Raw genomic sequence first — 20,154 nt, forward strand, 5'->3', positions numbered from 1 at the left:
CCCACGTCCGCCAGGGCGCGCAAGGGCAACACGCAAAGTCCCCGCGCCACGCGCCCGCAATCGCCTCCGGCCACGGAGTTCCCTAAACTGCGAGCATGAGCAAGGCTTGGAAGAAACTCGATCTGGAAGGCGGCGGGCTGCAGGCGGTAAACGCCCGGCTCGCCACAGCCATGCGCTCGCGGCCGGCCGCCTATGCCGCCTGGGTCCTGTTCCCGGCCGGGGCGCACCGTTTCTACCTGCACGAGCCACTGGGCGGGTTCGCGTTCGTGGCCGGCAGCGTGGCAACCGCGGCACTGGCAGCCCTGGCGCCCGGTCTCTGGTGGCTGCTGCCGGCGGTCCCGGTCGCCGGGCTGGCGGCCTTCGACCTGGTGTGGATCGACCGTCGCGTAACGCGCTACAACAAGGAACTGCGGATGCGGGCCTTCCTGCGCAAGGGCCATCGTCCGCCGCAGGACTATCGCGGACGCTACACCTCCGACGAGGACGCCCAACGCGAGCTGCAGGAATACCAGGAGGTCAAGGAAGGCGAACGCCCGGGCCAGCCGGGCCCCGCCGGTGCCAACGATCGCGATCGCGATGCCGGGGGGAAACGCCGCATGCCCAGCTTCAACGAACAGGAGGCGATGCTGCGGCAGATGCGGCAGCGCCGTCAGGACGACGAGGACTGACCGGCCGCTCCGGCGCCCCCGTCGCCGACCGCCGGCTCAGTCGTCGCCGGGGCGCCACACGCCGCTGGCTTCCTGCGGCGCAGCGGGCTGCTGCTGCTTCTGGCCTTCCACGTCGTCGAACACCGATTCGGTGAAGGCGGCGAGCTGCTTGAGATAGTCCTTGCGTTCATCCACCGACTCGGGCATCTGCGCCAGCAGAAAGCCGGTGATCGCACTCAGATACTGCACGGCCACCAGCGGCTGCTGGGCACGCGGGTCGGCCTCGGCCAGCACGCCCTGGACCTTCTGGATCAGTTCACCGGACAGTTGCAGGGTCTCGTCGCTCATGTGGCGGTCTCCGTTCGCGCTCTTGAGTTGTACAGACCGGCACCCTAAGCCATGCCCGCGCACACCGAAAGTCGGCCCGCGTGCCGGCGGGCCTTTCCCCGGGACCGCAGCCTCGCTCAGCCCTGGCGCGAGCGCCAGGCCTCGTCATCGGCATCCGGCGAATGCTCGGCCAGCGGGGCATCGTCATCCACGTCGAAATCCTCGTAGGCCCGGTCCGGTGGCACCTGCCAGGGCTCCGAGGGCAGGATGTTGTGCGCGCCCGGCCGCGGCGCCCAGCGTTCCTCCTCCAGACCGCGGATCAGCCCGACGATCATCACCACCATCACCAGCGAGAACGGCAGGGCCGCGAGGATGACCGCGCTCTGCAGCACCTCCAGCCCGCCGGCCAGCAGCAGCACCGCGGTCAGCAGGCCCATCGCCCCGCCCCAGATCGCCAGGTGCACCGTGCGGTGCTCGGTGGAGCCGTGGGCCAGCAGGGTGTTGATCACCACGATGCCGGCGTTCGCGGACGTCAGCAGATAGGTCGCGATCAGAACCGTGACCAGCAGGCTGCCACCGAGTGCGACCACCCCCGGCTCCAGGGTCTCCATGGTCAGGAAGGTCGCGCGGGTCATGTCCTCGCTGACCGCGGCGGCGATGCCGGCCATCCCCTCGGACTCGGCGTACAGCGCGGTGCCCCCCAGCAGCCCAAGCCAAACGAAGGTGATCAGGGTGGGCACCAGCAGCACGCCCATCACGAACTCGCGCAGGGTGCGCCCGCGCGAGATGCGCGCGATGAACAGTCCGACGAACGGTGCCCAGGCCAGCCACCAGCCCCAGTAGAACACCGTCCATTCCGCATGCCAGCCGTCGGTATGGTGGGCATGGGTGTACAGCGACAGCCCCATCAGGTTCTGCAGATAGGAACCGGCGGACTGCACCACCAGCGCCAGCAGGTACTGGGTCGGCCCCCAGATCAGCAGCAGCGCGAGCAGCCCCGCGCTGAGCCACATGTTGGCCTGCGAGATCCGCTGCACGCCGGACTGCAGCCCGGTCACCACCGACAGCACCGCGATCACCGTGAGCACCGCGGTGATCACCACCTCGGTAGTCGCCGAGGTGCCCATACCCGTCAGGTGATCCAGCCCCGACCCCAGCTGCTGGATGCCCAGGCCCAGGGTGGTGGCGATGCCGAATACCGTCGCGAGGATCGCCAGCAGGTCGACGATGTCCCCCGGCCAGCCATGCACGTACTTGCCCAGGATGGGATGCAGGGCCGAGCGCAGCGCCAGCGGCTGGCCCCGGCGAAAACCGAAGTAGGCCAGCATCAGCGCCAGCAGCGCGAACACCGCCCAGGCGTTGAGCCCCCAGTGGAAATAGGTCAGCACCATGGACATGTCGGCGGCGGCCGGATCGCCGTCGCCGGCCACGAACGGATTGCCGCCGTAGTGACTCAGCGGCTCGGCCACGGCCCAGAACAGCAAACCCACCCCCATGCCGGCGGCGAACAGCATCGCCAGCCAGGACAGGGTGGTGAACTCCGGGACCTCGTCGTCATGGCCCAGGCGCACGTCCTTGTAACGCCCGACCCCCAGCCAGATGACCAGCACCAGGAAGAAGGCCATGGCCACCACGTAATACCACTCCAGCAGCGGATTGAGGAAATCGCGCGCGCCGCTGACCGCGGCATCGACCTGATCGGTGCGGTAGATCGCCAGCGCCACGATGATCAGCACGGCAATGATGGACACCAGGGCAACCCGGGGGTTGAGGCCCTTGAACGGTCCGCGGGTGGCAACGTTGTACATGCAATCCCCTGCAGTTCGAGGTCAGTCGGTCGCGCAACCGCCGGCGGCCGCGCCGGTCGTGGCCGCCCCGCCGGGCGGCGCCGCACCCGAAACCGGGCCGGGCGTCTCGCGATGGTCGCGAATCATCGCATGCACCCACTGCAGTTTGGTAATCGCCGCGGGGGTCAGCATGAACGGATAGACATGGCCGTGCCCCATGCTGCGGTTCAGGCTGTTGAGCGCGTTGGTCAGCGGCAGCCAGTGGTCCATCAGAGTATCGATATCCGGGGCGTTGTAGGGATCATAATCCGGTGTCTGCCGCATGGACGCACCCGCCAGAGCCGGCGCGCCCACGTGCAGGCCGTACGCGCGGGCGGTATCCAGGGTGTCGACGATGTGCAGGTAGTGCGCCCAGGTTTCGGCCCAGTCCTCCCACGGATGGGCGCTGGCATAGGCGCTGACGAACCGGCCCTGCCAGTCGGCCGGCGGCCCCTCGCGATAGTGCCGGCGAAGCGCGGCGTCGTAGTCGGCGCGTTCGTCACCGAACACCCGGCGGAAGTCCTCGTGCGCCGGTCCGCCGCGCACCAGACGTTCCCAGTAATAGTGCCCGCTCTCGTGGCGGAAGTGGCCGAGAATGGTGCGGTAGGGCTCGGCCATCGCCTCGCGCATGCGCTCGCGCACCGCCGGATCGGCCTCCGCGATGTCGAGGGTGATGAGCCCGGCCGCGTGCCCGGTCACCACACCCCCGCCTTCCTGAAACGCGGGCGTGGTCGAGGCCAGAAAATCGAAGGCAAGGCCCTGCGGATCTTCGCGCTGCGATACCAGCGGCAGACCCAGCCGCAGCAGGCCGTACACCAGCCGCCGTTTCTCCGCCTCCAGACGCGCCCACAATGTGCGGTTGCCCGCCACACCCAGATCCGGGATGGTCCGGTTCAGACGGCACGCACGGCAGAACGGATGCGCGTCGGATTCGGGGACCATCCAGTTACAGACCCCGTCCACCGCGTAGTGCCGGCACTGGCGATAGCGAACACCATCGACCTCGCCGGCCACCCGCCACCAGCCGCCCGGGATCTCCTGCCCGCGGGCATCCCGACCCTCGCCATCAGGGAGGAGGGCCGCCACCCGCAGGCGATCCGACAGGAAACCCAGACGGTGCCCGCAGGCGGTACAACAGGTATTGTCAAAGTGGACCGCCATACCACAGGCATCGCATTCGAACAGCTCCATGGGCACCTCCCGCCACGGGTAACGGTTCCAGAGTACGCCCTCGCGGGCCCGCCGTCAGCGGGATTCCAGAAGCTCCCGCACCCGCGTGAGCGTTCGCGGGTGCTCGAGGATGCCGGCATGCGAGGTATCCACCCCGTAGATGCTCGTGGCCGCGGCCTGGGCCTCCGGCCGCAGCATGCTCTCGAGGCTGACCACGCCGTCGGTCAGTTCGCGGCTGCGGCCGCTGTCGCGCCGGTGCGCGAACAGCAGATGGGTCTGTGCCGGGATCTCCGCCCCGGGGGCAAACAGGCGCTCGAGGTACTCGGAGCCCGGCGCCAGATCCCGCCACACCGGCACTACCACCGGCGCGCGCGACACCCCGGTGGCGGCCATCCGGTGCCCGTCCCAGGGGGTGGCCAGGGTCACCAGGAGCGGCACCTCGGCCGGCGCCGCGCGGCGCTCGCGTTCCAGCAGGAAACCGCGAGCCACCAGACCGCCCATGCTGTGGGCCACGACCTGATACCGCTGCACGTCGTGGCGCAGCTCCAGCTCCTCCATGACCTGGGCGAGGTGTACCGCTGCCGCCTCCAGCGGCACCCCCGAGGGGTAGTAGTACACCCAGGGCTGAAAGCGCGAGAGGTCGAGATCCTCGATCAGGGCCGCGAACGAACGGGGCGACCCGTTCATGCCGTGGATGAACAGCACCGGCTCGCGCTCGGCATCGTGCTGGCCATCCAGGAAATACACCCCGGCGTGGCCCTCGCGCACAAAATCGAGCGGCCGCCACTGACTCGCGGCGGCGAGCGCGGGATCAAAACGCGGGTCCTCCAGCGAGGCCACTTCCCCGAAAGTCGTCATCCGCCCGAGGCTGAACAGCGCATCCTCGCCCGCGGCGCGCTCCGGGCCGGCAGCCGGGAGCACCAGCCCGCCCTCGGCGAAGGCCCCCGGGATGCGCGTGGCGGGGTTATCCAGGCGGATGCGCTGGTCCAGATGGCGGTCGCCGGCGGCGCAGTGGATCGCGGGGCCGTGTTCCAGGCCATGAACCGCCACCGCCGCCGGATCCGCACCCGAGTCGGTATCCGAACCGTCCTGCCAGTACCCCAGCACCGACCACTCCCCCGGTTCCAGGGCGAAGAACCAGCGCCCCCCGGGCCCGGTCAGGACGTGATCCACGACCTCCGGCGGCAGACCCTCGCCGCGCTCGCGCACCGCCAGCACCCGATAGGCACCATCCTCCGGCGCGATACTGGTTTCTGCTGCCCCTTCGATGCTGCCCTCGATCACACAGGCGCCCTGCATCGCAGCGAACTGGCCGCGCGCCTCGAGCAGCGTGCAGCCGCTCGCGGCCGCCGCCATGGCCAGCACCACCACCCGCACAAGCCGCCGCGTCAACCGCCGGAACGTGTCACGCCGCCCTGCCCGCTCGTCCATGGTCTCACCCTCCGGCCCGGCCTCCGGCGGGCCCCGATGCTTGCATTCCGGGCATATTCCCGCGCGGCGGGCTGCCCGTCCAGCCCGCACCACCGGGGTGCATGACGCACCATCGAGAGGCAGCAAGGATTGTCCCGGATACCGGCTTGTGCCTTAATGCGCGCCCACGATTCACACAGGAAGACACAACATGAACGGAAGTCTCGACGAGAAACTCGAACCGATCTATCAGGAAGTCCTGCATCGCAACCCGGGCGAGACGGAGTTCCATCAGTCCGTGCACGGGGTGCTGCAGACCCTGGGCCCGGTTCTGGTCAAGTACCCGGAATTCGCCGACCTGAAGATCATCCAGCGCGTCTGCGAGCCGGAACGCCAGATCATCTTTCGCGTGCCCTGGCAGGACGACCGCGGCGAACTGCAGATCAACCGGGCCTTCCGCGTGCAGTTCAACAGCGCACTAGGGCCGTACAAGGGCGGTATCCGCTTCCACCCGTCGGTGTACCTGGGCATCGTCAAGTTTCTCGGCTTCTCCCAGGTCTTCAAGAACGCGCTTACCGGCCTGCCGATCGGCGGCGGCAAGGGCGGCAGTGACTTCGATCCCAAGGGCCGCTCCGACGGCGAGATCATGCGCTTCTGCCAGAGCCTGATCACCGAGATGTATCGCTACCTCGGCGAATACACCGACGTGCCCGCGGGCGACATTGGTGTGAGCCAGCGCGAGGTCGGCTACATGTTCGGGCAGTACAAGCGCCTGACCAACCGCTTCGAATCGGGCGTGTTCACCGGCAAGGGTCTGGACTGGGGCGGCAGCCGTGCGCGCACCGAGGCCACCGGCTACGGCGCGGTATTCTTCACCCAGGAGATGCTGAAGGCCCGCAACGACTCCCTCGAAGGCAAGCGGGTGGTGATCTCCGGGGCCGGCAACGTGGCGATCTTCGCCACGCAGAAGGCGCAGCAGCTGGGCGCGAAGGTCATCGCCTGTTCCGACTCGCGTGGCGTGATTCTCGACGAGGACGGTCTGGATCTGGACCTGCTGCGTCAGATCAAGGAGCGTGAACGCGGCCCGGTCTCGGACTACGCCGAACGCAAGCCGAGCGCGAAATACCGTGAGAACGGCTGCATCTGGGAGATCCCCTGCGAGGTCGCCCTGCCCTGCGCCACGCAGAACGAACTGACGGGCAAGGACGCGAAGGCGCTGGTCGAAAACGGCTGCATCGCGGTCGCCGAAGGCGCCAACATGCCGGTGACCCCGGAGGGCATTCAGACCTTCCGCGAGGCGGGCATCGCCTTCGGTCCCGGCAAGGCCGCCAATGCCGGCGGCGTGGCCACCAGTGCGCTGGAGATGCAGCAGAACGCCAGCCGCGACTCCTGGAGCTTCGAATACACCGAAGCACGCCTGCAGGAGATCATGGCGAACATCCACCAGACCTGCTTTGAGACGGCCGAGGAATACGGCTCGCCGGGCAACTACTCGGCCGGTGCCAACATCGCCGGCTTCGTCAAGGTCGCCCGCGCGATGGAGGCCATGGGTCACATCTGAGGTCACGGGCCCGGTGCTGCCGGCGCCGGCCCCCGCTCACCGGCACCATCCACACCGCCACCGTAACGGTGGCCGGTGGCGCCGAGCACCAGCGAAGCGCGATCCATGCGCATGTTCGCGTTTGCAACCCCGTCGATGCGGTTTCAGGATAAAACATCCAGCCAGAAAGACGGAGGTATGCGCGATGCAGACAGCTTTCCCGAACAGGCGCCCCACGGTCCGTCGTGCCGGCGCGGGCGGCCTGGCCGTGGCCCTGCTCTCGGCCAGCACGGCCGCCGGAGCCGGGGTCGCGGTCAGCAACGAGACCGTGGCCTCCGGCGTCACCACCGATGCCACCGAGCTGGACGTGGTGCGCGTGGTCGAGGGGCTGGAACACGCCTGGGCCGTGGACTGGCTGCCCGACGGGCGCAAGATCATCACCGAGCGTCCCGGCCGGCTGTGGCTGATCGACGGGGACGAGGCCACCGAGATCGGCAACCTGCCCGCCATCGAGGCCGAAGCGACCCAGAGGACCGCCCCCGAGGGCGGCAGCCAGGGCGGCCTGCTGGATGTCGCGGTGCATCCGGATTACGCCGACAACGGCTGGATCTACTTCACCTATTCCAGTCCCGGGGACACCGACAGCGTGGTCGGCGACGCCGACTACGGCACCGGTACCGCGCTGGCGCGGGCCCGCCTGAGCGACGACGGCACCGAGCTCGAGGACCGCGAGACCCTGTTCGCGCAGACCCCGCGCTACGACCCCGGCCGGCACTACGGCTCGCGCATCCTGTTCCCCGGCGACGGCACCGTGATCTTCAGCATCGGGGACCGAGGCCTGCGCCATCCGTCGCAGAACGTGCGCGACCCGGGCGGCGCCATGATCCGCCTGACGGAAGACGGCCGGGTACCCGACGACAATCCCTTCGCGGATGCGGCCGATCCGGCCGGCCCGCTGCCGGAGATCTACTCCTTCGGTCATCGCAACAACCAGGGCATGGTCCGCCACCCGGAGACCGGCGAGCTGTGGACTACCGAACACGGTCCGTCCGGCGGTGACCTGCTGCATCGCCTGGAGGCCGGGGCCAATTACGGCTGGCCGCAGGTCGCCTTCGGCGACGAATACTCCACCGGCGAGGCGGTCGGGATCGGGCGTCAGGCCCCCGGGGTCAACGAGCCGATCTTCTACTGGGAAGACTCGTTTGCCCCGTCCGGCCTGAGCGTGTACCGGGGCGGACCGGTGGCGGACTGGGAAGGCGACCTGTTCGCCGGCTCGCTGGTGCGCGGCCAGCTGTGGCGTCTACGGGTGGACGGCGACGAGGTGGTCGAGGACGAGATCATCCTCGAGGGCACCCCGGGACGCATCCGCGACGTGGCCATGGGACCGGACGGCCATCTGTACGTGATCACCGACCACGGCGACAGCGGCCTGTACCGCCTGGACCCGGCGGACTAGCCGACAACCGGCCCGCACGCACGAAGGCCCGCATAGGGCGGGCCTTCGTGTCATCCATGATGAAGTGGAGGGGGGTCAGGGGCGAACCGGGGCGGCTCAGGCCGCCTCGGCGTGCTTGACGAAGCGCAGGGCCCCGCCCTCCATGTCCACGCGGATGGTGTCGCCGGAGACGAACTCGCCGGACAGCAGCTGCTGCGCCAGCGGGTTCTCCAGCTGGGTCTGGATCGCCCGCTTCAGCGGCCGCGCCCCGTACACCGGGTCGAAGCCCGCCTCGCCGAGGTGATCCAGTGCCGCATCCGAGACCTCCAGCCCCAGTTCGCGCTCCTCCAGACGTTCGCGCAGGTACCTGAGCTGGATATCGGTAATCGCCCGGATCTGCTCGCGCTCCAGCGGGTGGAACACCACCACGTCGTCCACGCGGTTGATGAACTCCGGCCGGAAGTGCTGCCCGACAATCTCCATCACCGCGCCCTTCATGCGATCGTAGTTGTCCTCGCCGGCCATCTCCTGGATCTGCTGCGAGCCCAGGTTGGAGGTCATCACGATCACCGTGTTACGGAAGTCCACGGTGCGCCCGTGACCGTCGGTCAGGCGGCCGTCATCCAGCACCTGCAGCAGCACGTTGAACACGTCCGGATGCGCCTTCTCCACCTCGTCCAGCAGGATCACGGAGTACGGCTTGCGGCGCACGGCCTCGGTCAGATAGCCGCCCTCCTCGTAACCGACATAGCCCGGGGGCGCCCCGATCAGCCGCGCCACGGAATGCTTCTCCATGAACTCCGACATGTCGATGCGCACCATGGCCTCCTCGGTATCGAACAGGAAGCCGGCCAGCGACTTGGTCAGCTCGGTCTTGCCCACACCGGTCGGGCCGAGGAACAGGAACGAGCCGTTCGGACGGTTGGGATCCGCCAGCCCGGCACGTGAACGGCGGATGGCGTTGGCCACCGCGGTGACCGCCTCGTTCTGGCCGACCACGCGCTCGCCGATGGCCTCTTCCATGCGCAGCAGCTTGTCCTTCTCGCCCTCCAGCATCTTGGCCACCGGGATCCCGGTCCAGCGCGAAACGACCTCGGCGACCTCCTCGTCGGTCACCTTGTTGCGCAGCAGCTGGGTCTCCTGGCTCTCCATCTCGTGGGCCATGGCCAGGGACTTCTCCAGATCCGGGATCTTCCCGTACTGCAGCTCCGACATGCGCGACAGGTCGCCGGCGCGGCGCGCGGTCTCCAGTTCCTGGCGCGCGCGCTCCAGTTCTTCCTTGAGCTGCGCGGCGCCGGAGACCGAAGCCTTCTCGGACTTCCACACCTCTTCGAGGTCGGAGTACTCGCGCTCCAGGCGCTCGATCTCCTCCTCCAGCGTGCCCAGACGCTTCTTCGAGGCCTCGTCGGATTCCTTGTTGAGCGCCTCGCGCTCGATCTTCAGCTGGATCAGGCGACGTTCCAGGCGGTCCATGGACTCGGGCTTGGAGTCGATCTCCATCTTGATCCGGCTGGCCGCCTCGTCGATCAGGTCGATCGCCTTGTCCGGCAACTGGCGGTCGGTGATGTAGCGCTGCGAGAGCTGCGCGGCCGCGACGATCGCCGGGTCGGTGATCTCGATCCCGTGATGCACCTCGTAGCGCTCCTTCAGCCCGCGCAGGATGGCGATGGTGTCCTCTTGGGTCGGCTCGTCCACCAGCACCTTCTGGAAGCGGCGCTCCAGTGCGGCGTCCTTCTCGATGTTCTCGCGGTATTCGTTGAGCGTGGTCGCGCCGATGCAGTGCAGCTCGCCGCGCGCCAGCGCCGGCTTGAGCATGTTGCCGGCGTCCATCGCGCCCTCGGCCTTGCCGGCCCCCACCAGGGTGTGGATCTCGTCGATGAACAGGATCACGCGACCCTCTTCCTGCGACAGCTCGTTGAGCACCGACTTGAGCCGCTCCTCGAAATCACCGCGGTACTTGGCCCCGGCCAGCAGCGAGCCCATGTCCAGCGACAGCACGCGCTTGTCCTTGAGCCCCTCGGGCACCTCGCCGTTGACGATGCGCTGCGCCAGGCCCTCGACGATCGCGGTCTTGCCGACCCCCGGCTCGCCGATCAGCACCGGGTTGTTCTTGGTCCGGCGCTGCAGCACCTGCACCGAACGGCGGATCTCTTCGTCACGCCCGATGACCGGATCCAGCTTGCCCTGTTCGGCGCGTTCGGTCAGGTCGGTGGTGTATTTCTCCAGCGCCTGCCGATTCTCCTCGGCGTTGGGGTCGTCCACCTGAGCCCCGCCGCGGATCTGCTCCACCGCATCTTCGAGGCTGTCCTTGTTGGCCCCGGCATTGCGCAGCATCTCGCCCACACCGGCCTTCTCGTCGATCGCGGCTAGCAGGAACAGCTCGCTGGGGATGTACTGGTCCTTGCGCTCCTGGGCGAGCTTGTCGCAGACATTGAGCATGCGGCCGAGGTCGTTGGAGACCCGCACGTCACCGGCGGAGCCCTCCACCTTCGGCATGCGGTCCAGCGCCTCGCCCAGCGCGGAGCGCAGCTGGCGCACGTTGGCACCGGCGCGGTCGAGCACGTGGCGGGTGGTGCCGCCCTCCTGATCCAGCATGGCCAGCAGCAGGTGGGCGGGTTCGATGAACTGGTGATCCCGCCCCACGGCCAGCGACTGGGCGTCGGAGATCGCGCTCTGGAATTTGGTTGTCAGGCGATCCATTCGCATTCGGTTGTTCCTCGCACAAATTGGTAACTGACCCGAACCATGGGGCCGGCCGGGGCATGCTTCAAGTCCGCACGGCGGATTTCCCTGCCGGGAATGGCCCAACCGCGATGCGCACACGGAAACGGACAGGGCCGCGGCGACACTTGATCTTCCATGGACCCGTACCCGTCTCACCCCCCGCGCGGCCCCTCCCGGATACCGAACGCTACCGCTACTGAAGAAAAGCTGAAACCGATCAATAACCCGTCCGTCAGCGGCGGTATGGGCACGCCGTGGCCGCTCTGGTATTTTGTTGATCAAAATACTCGGATATTCTTATTGCCATGCCCTATTCGGAACAACAGATCACGTCCCTGCAGCGCTGGTCGGACAAGACCTTCAGCTTCACCACCACGCGGCCGGAAGGCTTCGAATTCCGCAACGGCCAGTTCGTCACCCTCGGCCTGCGTCCGGAAGGCAAGCTGATCCCGCGCGCCTATTCGATCGTCTCCGACCCGTCCAGCGAGGAGCTCGAGTTCCTCAGCATCCACGTGCCCGACGGTGACCTGACCAGCCGCCTCGCCCATGTCGAACCCGGCGACTCCATCTGGATCAACACCAAGGTCACCGGTTCGCTGACGGTAGACTATGTGCAGCCCGGGCGGCATCTGTACATGCTGGCCACCGGCACCGGCATCGCGCCATTCATCTCGCTGGTCCGCGGCGACGAGGTGTTCGAGCACTTCGAACGGGTGATCCTGGTGCATAGCGTGCGCACCGTGGAGGAACTGGCCTATCGCGAGGAACTGGAAGCGAAGATCAGCGACCGCTTCCGCTACGTGCCCACGGTGACCCGCGAGGATCACGACTTCGCCTGCCCGATCGCGCAGCAGCCATTCGACAATAACCGGCGTGGTGCCGAGCTGTTCCGCTCGGGCGAGCTGTTCCAGGCGCTGGATCTCCCGCCCGCGGATCCGGAGCAGGATCGCGTGATGCTGTGCGGCAACCCCGCGATGAACCGCGAGATGAGCCAGTGGCTGGAGGAGCACGGCTGGGTGCAGACCAGCTACAAGGGGACCGGCACCTACACCGTGGAGCAGGCCTTCGTGACCACCATGGACGACGCCGACGACTGACGCCCCCGCGTCAGTCCCCCAGCAGGATCCAGCGCGCCTCGTTGAGGCGCTGAAGCATGGCCGTGTCGCCGCCCCGGTCGGGGTGGTGGCGCTGTGCCAGGCGGCGGTAACGCGACCGGATCTCCGCATCGTCCACCGGGTCCGCCAGCTCCAGCACCGCCAGCGCCGCTGCCCGGCGGTCACCACCGTCCATCCGCCGCCAGAAGCCGTCCAGCAGGGCCTGCACCGCGGCTGCGTCCATGTGATCCAGGGTCGTCAGGTCGAGGTAATAGGCCCGCAGCGGATCCTCGCGCACCAGCCCCGCACGCCGCGTTCCGGAAGTCGCCGCGCCCCGCGCGTCCTCCGGGGCGCGCGCCTGAAGGCCGATATCCAGGCAGTGGATGCGCAGCCATGCGCCCTCGCCGGCCAACCGGTCGCGCAGGCGATAGAGGCAGTGAAACAGCAGGAAATGGGTGCGGAACAGTCCCAGCGGCTCGCGCAGGTCGGCCCCGGCAAAAGGTACCACCCCCGCATCGCGCAGGCGGGCGATCAGCGCGTGCTCGGTCTGTCCCTCGGCCTGGGCGCGCACGCCCTGCTCCACCGCCGCCAGCAGCCCCGGATCGACCTCGGTATCCACCCCGCTGCGCGCATCCATGGCTGGATCGACCGGCGGGTTCACGTCGCGTCCGGCATGTCGCCGTCGATGTAGTACCAGTGACCATCGATGCGCCGGAAACGGCTGCGCTCGTGCAGGCGCATGCCCTGGCCGCGCAGTCGCGCGCGGGCAACGAATTCGACCTCGCCGGTGGTGTCATCCCGTCCGCCGGCCTCGGTGTCGCGCACATTCAGGCCCAGCCAGCGCCGCTCGGGATCCAGCTCCAGCGAGGCCGGACGGGTCTGCGGATCCCAGGTCGCGAGGATGTAGGCCTCGTTGCCTTCGGCATAGGCGGTGTAACGCGAACGCATCAGCGCCTCGGCGGTCTCCGCCGGGGCGCTGCCGTCGATACGCGGCCCGCAGCAGCGTTCACGCGCCACGCCGGAACCGCAGGGGCACGACCCGGCGGAGGATTTCGCTTTGCGACGGCCCATGACCCCCTCGAACTGCCACGGAAACTGACAGCGTTGCGGTAAAGATCGTAGCGTAACCGCGTACCTTCGCCGGAGTGAAGCAGATGGACGACGTCCTGATCCTCGGCTGCGGGGACCTCGGCACCGGGCTGGGCCGCCGGCTGCACGACGCCGGGCACCGGGTCTGGGGCCTGCGCCGCCACCCGGAACACCTGCCCGAATGGATCCACCCGCTGCGGGGCGACCTGACGGAGCCCGACGGCCTGCCGGAGCTGCCACGATCGGTACGGGCGGTGTATGTCATCACCACGCCCGACCGGATGGACGACGCGGGTTATCGCCTCGCCTATGTCGATGCGCTGCGGCATGGGCTGGGCGCCCTGGAGCGCCAGGGCCTGCAGCCGGAACGCGTGATATTCGTGTCGTCCACCGGGGTCTACGGCGTCGATGACGGCAGCCGGGTCGACGAAGACACCCCCGCCCTGCCACAACGCTTCTCCGGACGCCGCCTGCTGGAGGCCGAACGCCTGCTGGAGGCCTCGCCATACCGGGGCATCCGTCTGCGTCTGGGCGGGATCTACGGCCCGGGCCGCGAGCGCATGCTGGATCTGGCGCGCGCCGGCCAGCTGGGCGATGACGAACCGCCGACGTGGACCAACCGCATCCACCGCGATGACGCGGTCGGCATCCTGCACCACCTGTTCACGCTGGCCGACCCCGACCCGATCTATCTGGGCGTGGACACCGAACCGGCGCTCAAGAGCGAGGTGCTGCACTGGCTGGCGACCCGCCTGGGCACCCTGCCGGCAGACACGGCGGTCCACCGCGTGGATGCCCGCGACGGGGCCCGCGGCCGGCGCTGCGACAGCCGTCGCCTGCAGGACTCCGGCTACCGCTTCCGCTACCCCGACTACCGTGCCGGCTTCGCCCCGCTGCTGCCCTGAAACCCACGCGCGCCGCACACACGAAAAAGGCCCCGTCCGGCAGAACCGGAGGGGCCCGGAGAGACCCGGCCCGGGGAGGCAGAACCCCGGGGCCGGTGGTCAGAACCCGGAGGTTCAGACCTTGGTGTAACGCAGGTACGAGCGGATCTCGTCGAAGCCCTGCGGGAACTTCTTCTGCGCTTCTTCGTTGCTGACCGTCGGCGGGATGATCACCTGGTCACCCGGGGTCCAGTCGGCCGGCGTCGCGATGCCGTGCTTGTCGGCGGTCTGCAGGCCGTCGATGGCGCGCAGGATCTCGTCGAAGTTGCGGCCCAGCGACATCGGGTAGGTCATCATCAGACGGATCTTCTTGTTCGGATCAATGATGTAGACCGAACGCACCGCCGCGGTGTCGCTCTCGCCGGGATGGATCATCTCGTAGAGTTCCGAGATCTTCTTGTCGGCGTCGGCGACGATCGGGAACTCGAGGGTCGTGTTCTGTGTGTCGTTCACGTCCTCGATCCACTTGTTGTGCTCTTCCACCGTATCAGTGGACAGGCCCAGCGGCTTCACGTTGCGGTCCGCGAACTCCTTCGCGAGCTGCGCGGTGCGACCCATCTCGGTGGTGCACACCGGGGTGAAGTCAGCCGGGTGGCTGAAGAAGAAGCACCAGGAATCGCCGATCCACTCGTGGAAATCGATCTTGCCGGCGGTGGTGTCGATCTGAAAATTCGGTGCGGTATCGCCCAGACGAAGCGTCATATCGCTATCTCCTTTGCTTGTTTCCGTTCATTCGGTTTGGTTGGTGAAGATGATCGCTGCGGATCATGTGCATCAATATATCGGCGAATACTTATGATTGGAATTCTATTGTCTCAATCACAGCGATCGTCTCTGCCTATCAAGATCGGTCCCTCTCCTCCTCTCCATGGACCAATCTGACTTAGACAACACTCGTCCCGTAAGTTCCCGCGAAAAAGAGAACGCTTTCACGCCCTTGTCTCAGACTGACCCCGGGTCCGGGGCGCACCGCCAGATCAGGATCTGGTTGTTCACCGGCATGTCCACCACCGCCTCCCGACTCAGGCCGTGTGCGGCCGCCAGCGCATCCAGATCGGCGCGATCGCGCACCCCCATGCCCGGGTCCTGCTGGCGCAGGGAGCGGTCAAAACTCGCGTTGGAGTCGGCCGTGTGCTGACCGTCGTGGGCGAACGGCCCGTACAGCGCGAACCGCCCGCCCGACTCCAGCACCCGGGCGACCCCGGCGAACAGCGCCTCCACCCCCGGCCAGTGCAGGATGTGGACGGTGTTGGCACTGTAGACATAGCGAAACGGTCCCTCCGGCCAGGCGTCGGCCTGCACGTCCAGCGCGCGCGGCGGCCGCAGGTTGGGGGCCGCGGCCTCGCGCCGCCAGGCCTCGATCCCCGGCAGGTGTTCGGCGACATCCGTAGGCAGCCACTGCAAATGCGGCATGCGCGGCGCCATGAAGGCCGCATGCTGTCCGGTCCCGGCGCCGACCTCCAGCAGCGTCCCCGGATCGGTGAACCACTGCTGCAGCACCTGCAGGATGGGCTCGCGGTTCTGCTCGGCCGCCGGGGCGTAGGGGCGATGATCGGGCTGCATGAGGACACTCCTGAAAGGCAAGGTTTCTGAACAGCAATGGCCAGCATAGGCCGTACCCGTCCGGGGCGCGGGCAAACCCGTACCCCGCGCGGGTGCGCGGTGGACGCCGCCGGCCCCGGGCTGCCATGATCGAAACAACCCCCTGACGCCCGGATATCGCCATGTGCCGTGACCCGATCCGCCTTCACCCGCGCAACCTGCTGCGCCGCCTCGTGTTGCTGCTGAGCCTCGCGCCGGGGTTGCTTGTGGCCTCGGCCGCCGAGGCACGCGATCTCGCGGTCGACCCCGACACCCTGCTCCCGGTAGAGCTGGCCACGGTGGGTGTGGACTCTCAGACCGGCCGGCCCATCGCCCTGCTGCGCGACCCCGAGTCCGCGGATGTGGTGCCCATCGTGATCGGCACCGACCAGGCCCGCGCGATCCTGATGGCGATGCAGGAGGTCGACGTCCCGCGGCCCATGACCCACGACCTGATGGTCAACCTGATGCGCGACCTCGACGCGGAACTGGAGCGGGTGGTCGTGGACGGGCTGGAAGACGGCACCTACCTCGGGATGCTGGAGCTGCGCGTCCCGGGCGAGGACGAACCGCGTCGCATCGACGCCCGCCCCAGCGATGCGCTGGCCCTGGCGGTGCGCACCGGGTCTTCCATCGCGGTCGCCCCGGAGGTGCTGGACGCCGACAGGCCGTTCGACTTCCAGGCCCCGGGCGACGAGGAGATCGTCACCGCGCTGGGCATCACCGTGATCGAGGCCCGCGAAGACCTGCGCGAAGCGCTGGGCCTGCCGGACGACGAGGCCGGGGTCCTGGTCAGCCGTGCGGAGAGCGAGGCGGCACGCGCCGGACTGGAACAGGGGGCACTGATCGTGGAGGTCAACGGCCGTACCCCGGAAACCCCCATCGACTTCCTCGAAGCGGTGGGCGCGACGCCCGATGGCGAGGAGGCGGAGCTGCGCTACTGGCTGGATGGCGAGACCCACGACATCACCCTGCCCACCGACGTCCCGGTTCTGCCCGACAGCGACGACGCAATCCAGGCCTGACGCCCCGGGGCGCCGGGGCGGGGCCGCGGCTCAGCCCCCTCCGCCCAGCCGGCCACGCAGCCATTCAATGGTCGCCGTGGTGGCCGGGTCGTGGGGCCCCGGCCGGCCGGCGGGATCGAGGTCCGCCAGCACCCGGCCGGCCAGCTGCTTGCCCAGCTCCACGCCCCACTGATCGAACGCATTGACCTCCCACAGGCTCGCGAGCACGTAGATCTTGTGCTCGAACAGGGCAATCAGTGCCCCCAGACGCTCCGGATCCAGGTCCTCCAGCAGGATCAGCGTGCTCGGACGATCCCCGGGGAAGCTGCGATGCGGCGCCAGGGCGTCGACCTCGGCCGGCGTATGGCCCGCGGCCGTCATCTCCGCCCGCACCTCCTCCTCGGTGCGACCCAGCGCGAGCGCCTCGGCCTGGGCCACCAGGTTGGCCAGCAGCATCGGATGCTGTGCCGGAAGATCATGCCCCGGACGTGCCACGCCGATGAACTCCGCCGGCACCCGGCGCGTGCCCTGGTGCAGCAGCTGATAGAACGCATGCTGGCCATCGGTGCCCACCGCGCCCCAGACCAGCGCCCCGGTATGCCCCTCCACCGGGGTCCCGTCCAGGCGCACCCGTTTGCCAAGGCTTTCCATCTCGGCCTGCTGCAGGTAGGACGGCAGGAAGAACAGCCGTTCGTCGTAGGGCAGCACCGCGCGCGACTCCGCGCCCTGGGTGTCCTGGTTCCACAGGTCCACCAGCGCCATGCGCACGGCGGCGTTGCCCTCCGGTGCCGCATTGCGCACGTGTTCATCCATCGCATGGGCCCCGCTCAGGAACCGGCGAAACCCGTCCATCCCCAGCATCAGGGCCAGCGGCAGGCCGATCGCCGACCACACCGAATAGCGTCCGCCCACCCAGTCCCAGAATCCGAACATGTGCTCGGGGTCGATGCCGAACTCGGTGACCCGCTCGCGCGCGGTCGAAACCGCCACGAAATGCGCCGCCACCGCCGCGCCATCACCATCCGCGCAAGCCACCAGCCAGTCGCGCGCCGCCCGCGCATTGGTCAGGGTCTCCTGGGTGGTGAAGGTCTTGGACGCGACCACGAACAGCGTGGTCTCCGGGTCCACCTGCCGCAGCACCCGCGACAGCGCCTCGCCATCGATATTGGAGACGAAATGCATCGCCAGCGGATCTCCCGCCGGGCCCGGACAGGCATGATCCGCCAGCGCCCGGCTGACCATCCGCGGGCCCAGGTCGGAGCCGCCGATGCCGATATTCACCACGGTGTCAATCGCCTTTCCGCTGAAGCCCCGATGAGCACCCTCGTGCACCGCCCGCACGAAAGCCTCCATGCGGTCCAGCACCGCATGCACCGCCGGCACCACATCCTCGCCGTCCAGCTCGCAGCGGGCTTCACGGGGCAGGCGCAACGCGGTGTGCAGCGCGGCCCGCCCCTCGGTCACGTTGACCCGTTCGCCGGCGAACAGGCGCCCCAGGGCCCCCGGCACATCCGCGGCCCGGGCCGCGGCGAACAGCGTCTCCCAGGCACCGGCGTCCAGCCGCTGGCGCGTCCAGTCCAGATGCACCCCGGCCACTTCCGCGACATCGCGCTCCACCCGTTCCGGCTCGCGCTCCAGCAGATCGCGCAGGGACTCCTGCTGCAGGCGCCGCGCCTGGTCCTGCAGGGCCTCGCGCGCGGCGATACGGTCGGAACGGTTCATTGCGGCTTCCTCGCGTGATGGATACCGGATCAGCATAATCCGCGTGCCCGCGGCCGTCAGCACGCCCGCCCCGCCCTCGGATACACTGAAGGCAACTCTGAGCATCCCCCACGGAGATTCCGTCATGCGCATCCTGTTCGCCACCAGCGAGGTCTACGGCCTGGTCAAGACCGGCGGTCTCGCCGATGTCAGTGCCAGCCTGCCCGCAGCCCTGCGGCGGCGACGACAGGACGCGCGCGTGATCCTGCCGGCCTATCCCGAGGCGGTACAGCGCCTGCGTCGGCCGGTCACCCATCCCGGGCCCGACGACGCCCCCTGGCAGATCATCGAGGGACAGCTGCCGGGGACCCGCATGCCGGTCTATCTGGTCGACTGGCCGGAGTACTTCCAGCGTGCCGGCAACCCGTACACCGCCTCCAACGGTCAGGACTGGCCGGACAACGCGCAGCGTTTCGCCGGCTTCGCCCGGGCCGTGGCAAGGGTCGCCGCGGACAACGTCGGACTCGACTGGGCCCCCGACATCGTGCATGGCAACGACTGGCAGTGCGGACTGCTGCCGATCTATCTGCGCGAGGCCTGCGGCACCCAGAGCTGTCCGGCCTCGGTATTCACCATCCACAACCTCGCCTACCAGGGCCTGTTCCCGGCCTCCACCCGCGAGACCCTCGGACTGCCCGCCGAGCTCTGGCACCCGGACGGCCTCGAATTCCACCAGCAGCTGTCGTTCATGAAGGCCGGGCTGATGTTCAGCGATGCGATCACCACGGTCTCGCCCACCTATGCCCGGGAGATCCAGGAGCCGGAACACGGCATGGGTCTGGACGGGGTCCTGCGGGCGCGGAGCAACGTGTTCCGGGGTATCCTCAACGGGGTCGATTACCGGGCCTGGGATCCGGCCCGGGATCCCCATATCGCCGCTGCCTACGGGCCCGACGACCTCGCCGGCAAGGCCGACTGCAAGGCCGCGCTGCAGCGCCGCATGGGCCTGACCGAAGATCCGGAAATCCCGCTGCTGGGCCACGTCGGGCGCATGGTCGAACAGAAGGGCATGGACCTGCTGCTGGCGGTGGCCGCGCCGCTGGCCAGGGCCGGTCGTATCCAGCTGGCGCTGGTCGGCTCCGGGCAGGCTGATCTGGAGCACGCCGCGGGCGCGCTGTCGCGGGCCCATCCGGGCCGGGTGGGTGTCCACATCGGCTACGACGAACCCCTGGCGCACCAGATCGAGGCCGGCGCCGATCTGTTCGTGATGCCGTCGCGCTTCGAGCCCTGCGGGCTCAACCAGCTCTACAGCCTGCGCTATGGGACCCCACCGGTGGTCCATGCCACGGGCGGGCTGGCCGACACCGTGGTGGATGCCACGCCGGAGGCTGTGGATGACGGCAGCGCCACCGGTTTCAGCTTCACGCCCGACAGCATCCCGGCGCTCGGCGACGCCCTGGAACGGGCCCTGACGCTGTACCGGAACCGGACGGATGGCCGCTGGGAACGGCTGATGCGCACCGGCATGCAGCAGAACTTCGACTGGGAGGTCGCCGCCGGCGCCTATCTCGATCTCTACCGCCGGCACCGGCCGCAGGCGCGTTCGCGCGCATCTGCGCTATAATCGCCGGCTTTCGCCGCCGACCGGCACGGGCCGGCAGG

Annotated in this window: 17 protein-coding genes; 7 read left to right on the plus strand and 10 right to left on the minus strand. The window is 68.6% G+C overall.

Features of this window, described 5'->3' with window-relative positions:
- Positions 1-95: 95 nt before the first annotated feature.
- A complete protein-coding gene (locus D571_RS0102345) occupies positions 96-668 on the plus strand; it encodes a TM2 domain-containing protein (RefSeq protein ID WP_018935072.1) in 573 nt (190 codons plus the stop codon).
- A gap of 36 nt (positions 669-704) precedes the next feature.
- Here D571_RS0102345 and D571_RS0102350 read toward each other — a convergent pair whose 3' ends face one another.
- From D571_RS0102350 to D571_RS0102365, 4 genes are all read right to left on the minus strand, one after another.
- A complete protein-coding gene (locus D571_RS0102350; RefSeq protein ID WP_018871131.1) occupies positions 705-995 on the minus strand; it encodes a hypothetical protein in 291 nt (96 codons plus the stop codon).
- Positions 996-1,111: 116 nt separating this feature from the next.
- Positions 1,112-2,782 carry a BCCT family transporter gene (locus D571_RS0102355; RefSeq protein ID WP_018935073.1) on the minus strand — a complete coding sequence of 557 codons (1,671 nt, stop codon included), beginning with the start codon at positions 2,780-2,782 and terminating at the stop codon, positions 1,112-1,114.
- Positions 2,783-2,803: 21 nt separating this feature from the next.
- Positions 2,804-3,991, minus strand: a complete 1,188-nt coding sequence (locus tag D571_RS0102360; RefSeq protein WP_018935074.1) for a putative zinc-binding metallopeptidase — start codon at positions 3,989-3,991, stop codon at positions 2,804-2,806.
- Positions 3,992-4,045: 54 nt separating this feature from the next.
- Entirely contained in the window at positions 4,046-5,401 is a 1,356-nt protein-coding gene (locus tag D571_RS0102365; RefSeq protein ID WP_018935075.1) for an alpha/beta fold hydrolase, read from the minus strand.
- A gap of 190 nt (positions 5,402-5,591) precedes the next feature.
- On the opposite strand from D571_RS0102365, the gene gdhA reads away from it, so the two are divergent.
- Both gdhA and D571_RS0102375 read left to right on the plus strand, forming a co-directional pair.
- The gene (gdhA, locus tag D571_RS0102370; RefSeq protein ID WP_018935076.1) at positions 5,592-6,941 is read left to right on the plus strand and encodes an NADP-specific glutamate dehydrogenase; all 1,350 of its coding nucleotides are present in this window, start codon (positions 5,592-5,594) and stop codon (positions 6,939-6,941) included.
- 184 nt (positions 6,942-7,125) lie between these two features.
- A complete protein-coding gene (locus D571_RS0102375) occupies positions 7,126-8,376 on the plus strand; it encodes a PQQ-dependent sugar dehydrogenase (RefSeq protein ID WP_018935077.1) in 1,251 nt (416 codons plus the stop codon).
- 96 nt (positions 8,377-8,472) lie between these two features.
- Here the strand turns inward: D571_RS0102375 and clpB are convergent, their stop codons facing one another.
- Entirely contained in the window at positions 8,473-11,055 is a 2,583-nt protein-coding gene (clpB, locus tag D571_RS0102380) for an ATP-dependent chaperone ClpB (protein ID WP_018935078.1), read from the minus strand.
- A 329-nt stretch (positions 11,056-11,384) separates the two neighbouring features.
- Between clpB and D571_RS0102385 the strand changes: the two genes are divergently transcribed.
- Positions 11,385-12,176: a ferredoxin--NADP reductase gene (locus D571_RS0102385; protein ID WP_018935079.1), complete on the plus strand. Its 792-nt coding sequence runs from the start codon at positions 11,385-11,387 to the stop codon at positions 12,174-12,176.
- A gap of 10 nt (positions 12,177-12,186) precedes the next feature.
- On the opposite strand, the gene D571_RS0102390 is transcribed toward D571_RS0102385, so the two are convergent.
- Complete coding sequence (locus D571_RS0102390) at positions 12,187-12,810, minus strand: DNA-J related domain-containing protein (RefSeq protein ID WP_018935080.1); 624 nt, start codon at positions 12,808-12,810, stop codon at positions 12,187-12,189.
- A gap of 20 nt (positions 12,811-12,830) precedes the next feature.
- Positions 12,831-13,244, minus strand: a complete 414-nt coding sequence (locus tag D571_RS0102395) for a YchJ family protein (protein WP_026287520.1) — start codon at positions 13,242-13,244, stop codon at positions 12,831-12,833.
- Positions 13,245-13,327: 83 nt separating this feature from the next.
- Here D571_RS0102395 and D571_RS0102400 point away from each other — a divergent pair, with 83 nt between their 5' ends.
- A complete protein-coding gene (locus D571_RS0102400; protein WP_018935082.1) occupies positions 13,328-14,167 on the plus strand; it encodes an SDR family oxidoreductase in 840 nt (279 codons plus the stop codon).
- Positions 14,168-14,281: 114 nt separating this feature from the next.
- Here D571_RS0102400 and D571_RS0102405 read toward each other — a convergent pair whose 3' ends face one another.
- Together D571_RS0102405 and D571_RS0102410 are read right to left on the minus strand one after the other, a co-directional pair.
- Positions 14,282-14,908 carry a peroxiredoxin gene (locus D571_RS0102405; RefSeq protein WP_018935083.1) on the minus strand — a complete coding sequence of 209 codons (627 nt, stop codon included), beginning with the start codon at positions 14,906-14,908 and terminating at the stop codon, positions 14,282-14,284.
- A gap of 240 nt (positions 14,909-15,148) precedes the next feature.
- Positions 15,149-15,769: a DUF938 domain-containing protein gene (locus D571_RS0102410; RefSeq protein ID WP_018935084.1), complete on the minus strand. Its 621-nt coding sequence runs from the start codon at positions 15,767-15,769 to the stop codon at positions 15,149-15,151.
- Between the two features lie 161 nt (positions 15,770-15,930).
- On the opposite strand from D571_RS0102410, the gene D571_RS0102415 reads away from it, so the two are divergent.
- Positions 15,931-16,812 carry a bifunctional nuclease domain-containing protein gene (locus tag D571_RS0102415; protein WP_018935085.1) on the plus strand — a complete coding sequence of 294 codons (882 nt, stop codon included), beginning with the start codon at positions 15,931-15,933 and terminating at the stop codon, positions 16,810-16,812.
- A 30-nt stretch (positions 16,813-16,842) separates the two neighbouring features.
- Here the strand turns inward: D571_RS0102415 and pgi are convergent, their stop codons facing one another.
- Entirely contained in the window at positions 16,843-18,513 is a 1,671-nt protein-coding gene (gene pgi, locus D571_RS0102420) for a glucose-6-phosphate isomerase (protein WP_018935086.1), read from the minus strand.
- A gap of 124 nt (positions 18,514-18,637) precedes the next feature.
- On the opposite strand from pgi, the gene glgA reads away from it, so the two are divergent.
- Entirely contained in the window at positions 18,638-20,116 is a 1,479-nt protein-coding gene (glgA, locus tag D571_RS0102425) for a glycogen synthase GlgA (protein ID WP_018935087.1), read from the plus strand.
- Positions 20,117-20,154: the final 38 nt, after the last annotated feature.

Source organism: Thioalkalivibrio sp. ALJ24 (assembly GCF_000377785.1).
Lineage (GTDB): Bacteria > Pseudomonadota > Gammaproteobacteria > Ectothiorhodospirales > Ectothiorhodospiraceae > Thioalkalivibrio.

Bases quoted from the DNA above. Each gene is read 5' to 3' on its own strand.
- D571_RS0102345 (WP_018935072.1), top strand. From the start codon at position 96: ATGAGCAAGGCTTGGAAGAAACTCGATCTGGAAGGCGGCGGGCTGCAG.
- D571_RS0102350 (WP_018871131.1), bottom strand. From the start codon at position 995: ATGAGCGACGAGACCCTGCAACTGTCCGGTGAACTGATCCAGAAGGTC.
- D571_RS0102355 (WP_018935073.1), bottom strand. From the start codon at position 2,782: ATGTACAACGTTGCCACCCGCGGACCGTTCAAGGGCCTCAACCCCCGG.
- D571_RS0102360 (WP_018935074.1), bottom strand. From the start codon at position 3,991: ATGGAGCTGTTCGAATGCGATGCCTGTGGTATGGCGGTCCACTTTGAC.
- D571_RS0102365 (WP_018935075.1), bottom strand. From the start codon at position 5,401: ATGGACGAGCGGGCAGGGCGGCGTGACACGTTCCGGCGGTTGACGCGG.
- gdhA (WP_018935076.1), top strand. From the start codon at position 5,592: ATGAACGGAAGTCTCGACGAGAAACTCGAACCGATCTATCAGGAAGTC.
- D571_RS0102375 (WP_018935077.1), top strand. From the start codon at position 7,126: ATGCAGACAGCTTTCCCGAACAGGCGCCCCACGGTCCGTCGTGCCGGC.
- clpB (WP_018935078.1), bottom strand. From the start codon at position 11,055: ATGGATCGCCTGACAACCAAATTCCAGAGCGCGATCTCCGACGCCCAG.
- D571_RS0102385 (WP_018935079.1), top strand. From the start codon at position 11,385: ATGCCCTATTCGGAACAACAGATCACGTCCCTGCAGCGCTGGTCGGAC.
- D571_RS0102390 (WP_018935080.1), bottom strand. From the start codon at position 12,810: ATGGATGCGCGCAGCGGGGTGGATACCGAGGTCGATCCGGGGCTGCTG.
- D571_RS0102395 (WP_026287520.1), bottom strand. From the start codon at position 13,244: ATGGGCCGTCGCAAAGCGAAATCCTCCGCCGGGTCGTGCCCCTGCGGT.
- D571_RS0102400 (WP_018935082.1), top strand. From the start codon at position 13,328: ATGGACGACGTCCTGATCCTCGGCTGCGGGGACCTCGGCACCGGGCTG.
- D571_RS0102405 (WP_018935083.1), bottom strand. From the start codon at position 14,908: ATGACGCTTCGTCTGGGCGATACCGCACCGAATTTTCAGATCGACACC.
- D571_RS0102410 (WP_018935084.1), bottom strand. From the start codon at position 15,769: ATGCAGCCCGATCATCGCCCCTACGCCCCGGCGGCCGAGCAGAACCGC.
- D571_RS0102415 (WP_018935085.1), top strand. From the start codon at position 15,931: ATGTGCCGTGACCCGATCCGCCTTCACCCGCGCAACCTGCTGCGCCGC.
- pgi (WP_018935086.1), bottom strand. From the start codon at position 18,513: ATGAACCGTTCCGACCGTATCGCCGCGCGCGAGGCCCTGCAGGACCAG.
- glgA (WP_018935087.1), top strand. From the start codon at position 18,638: ATGCGCATCCTGTTCGCCACCAGCGAGGTCTACGGCCTGGTCAAGACC.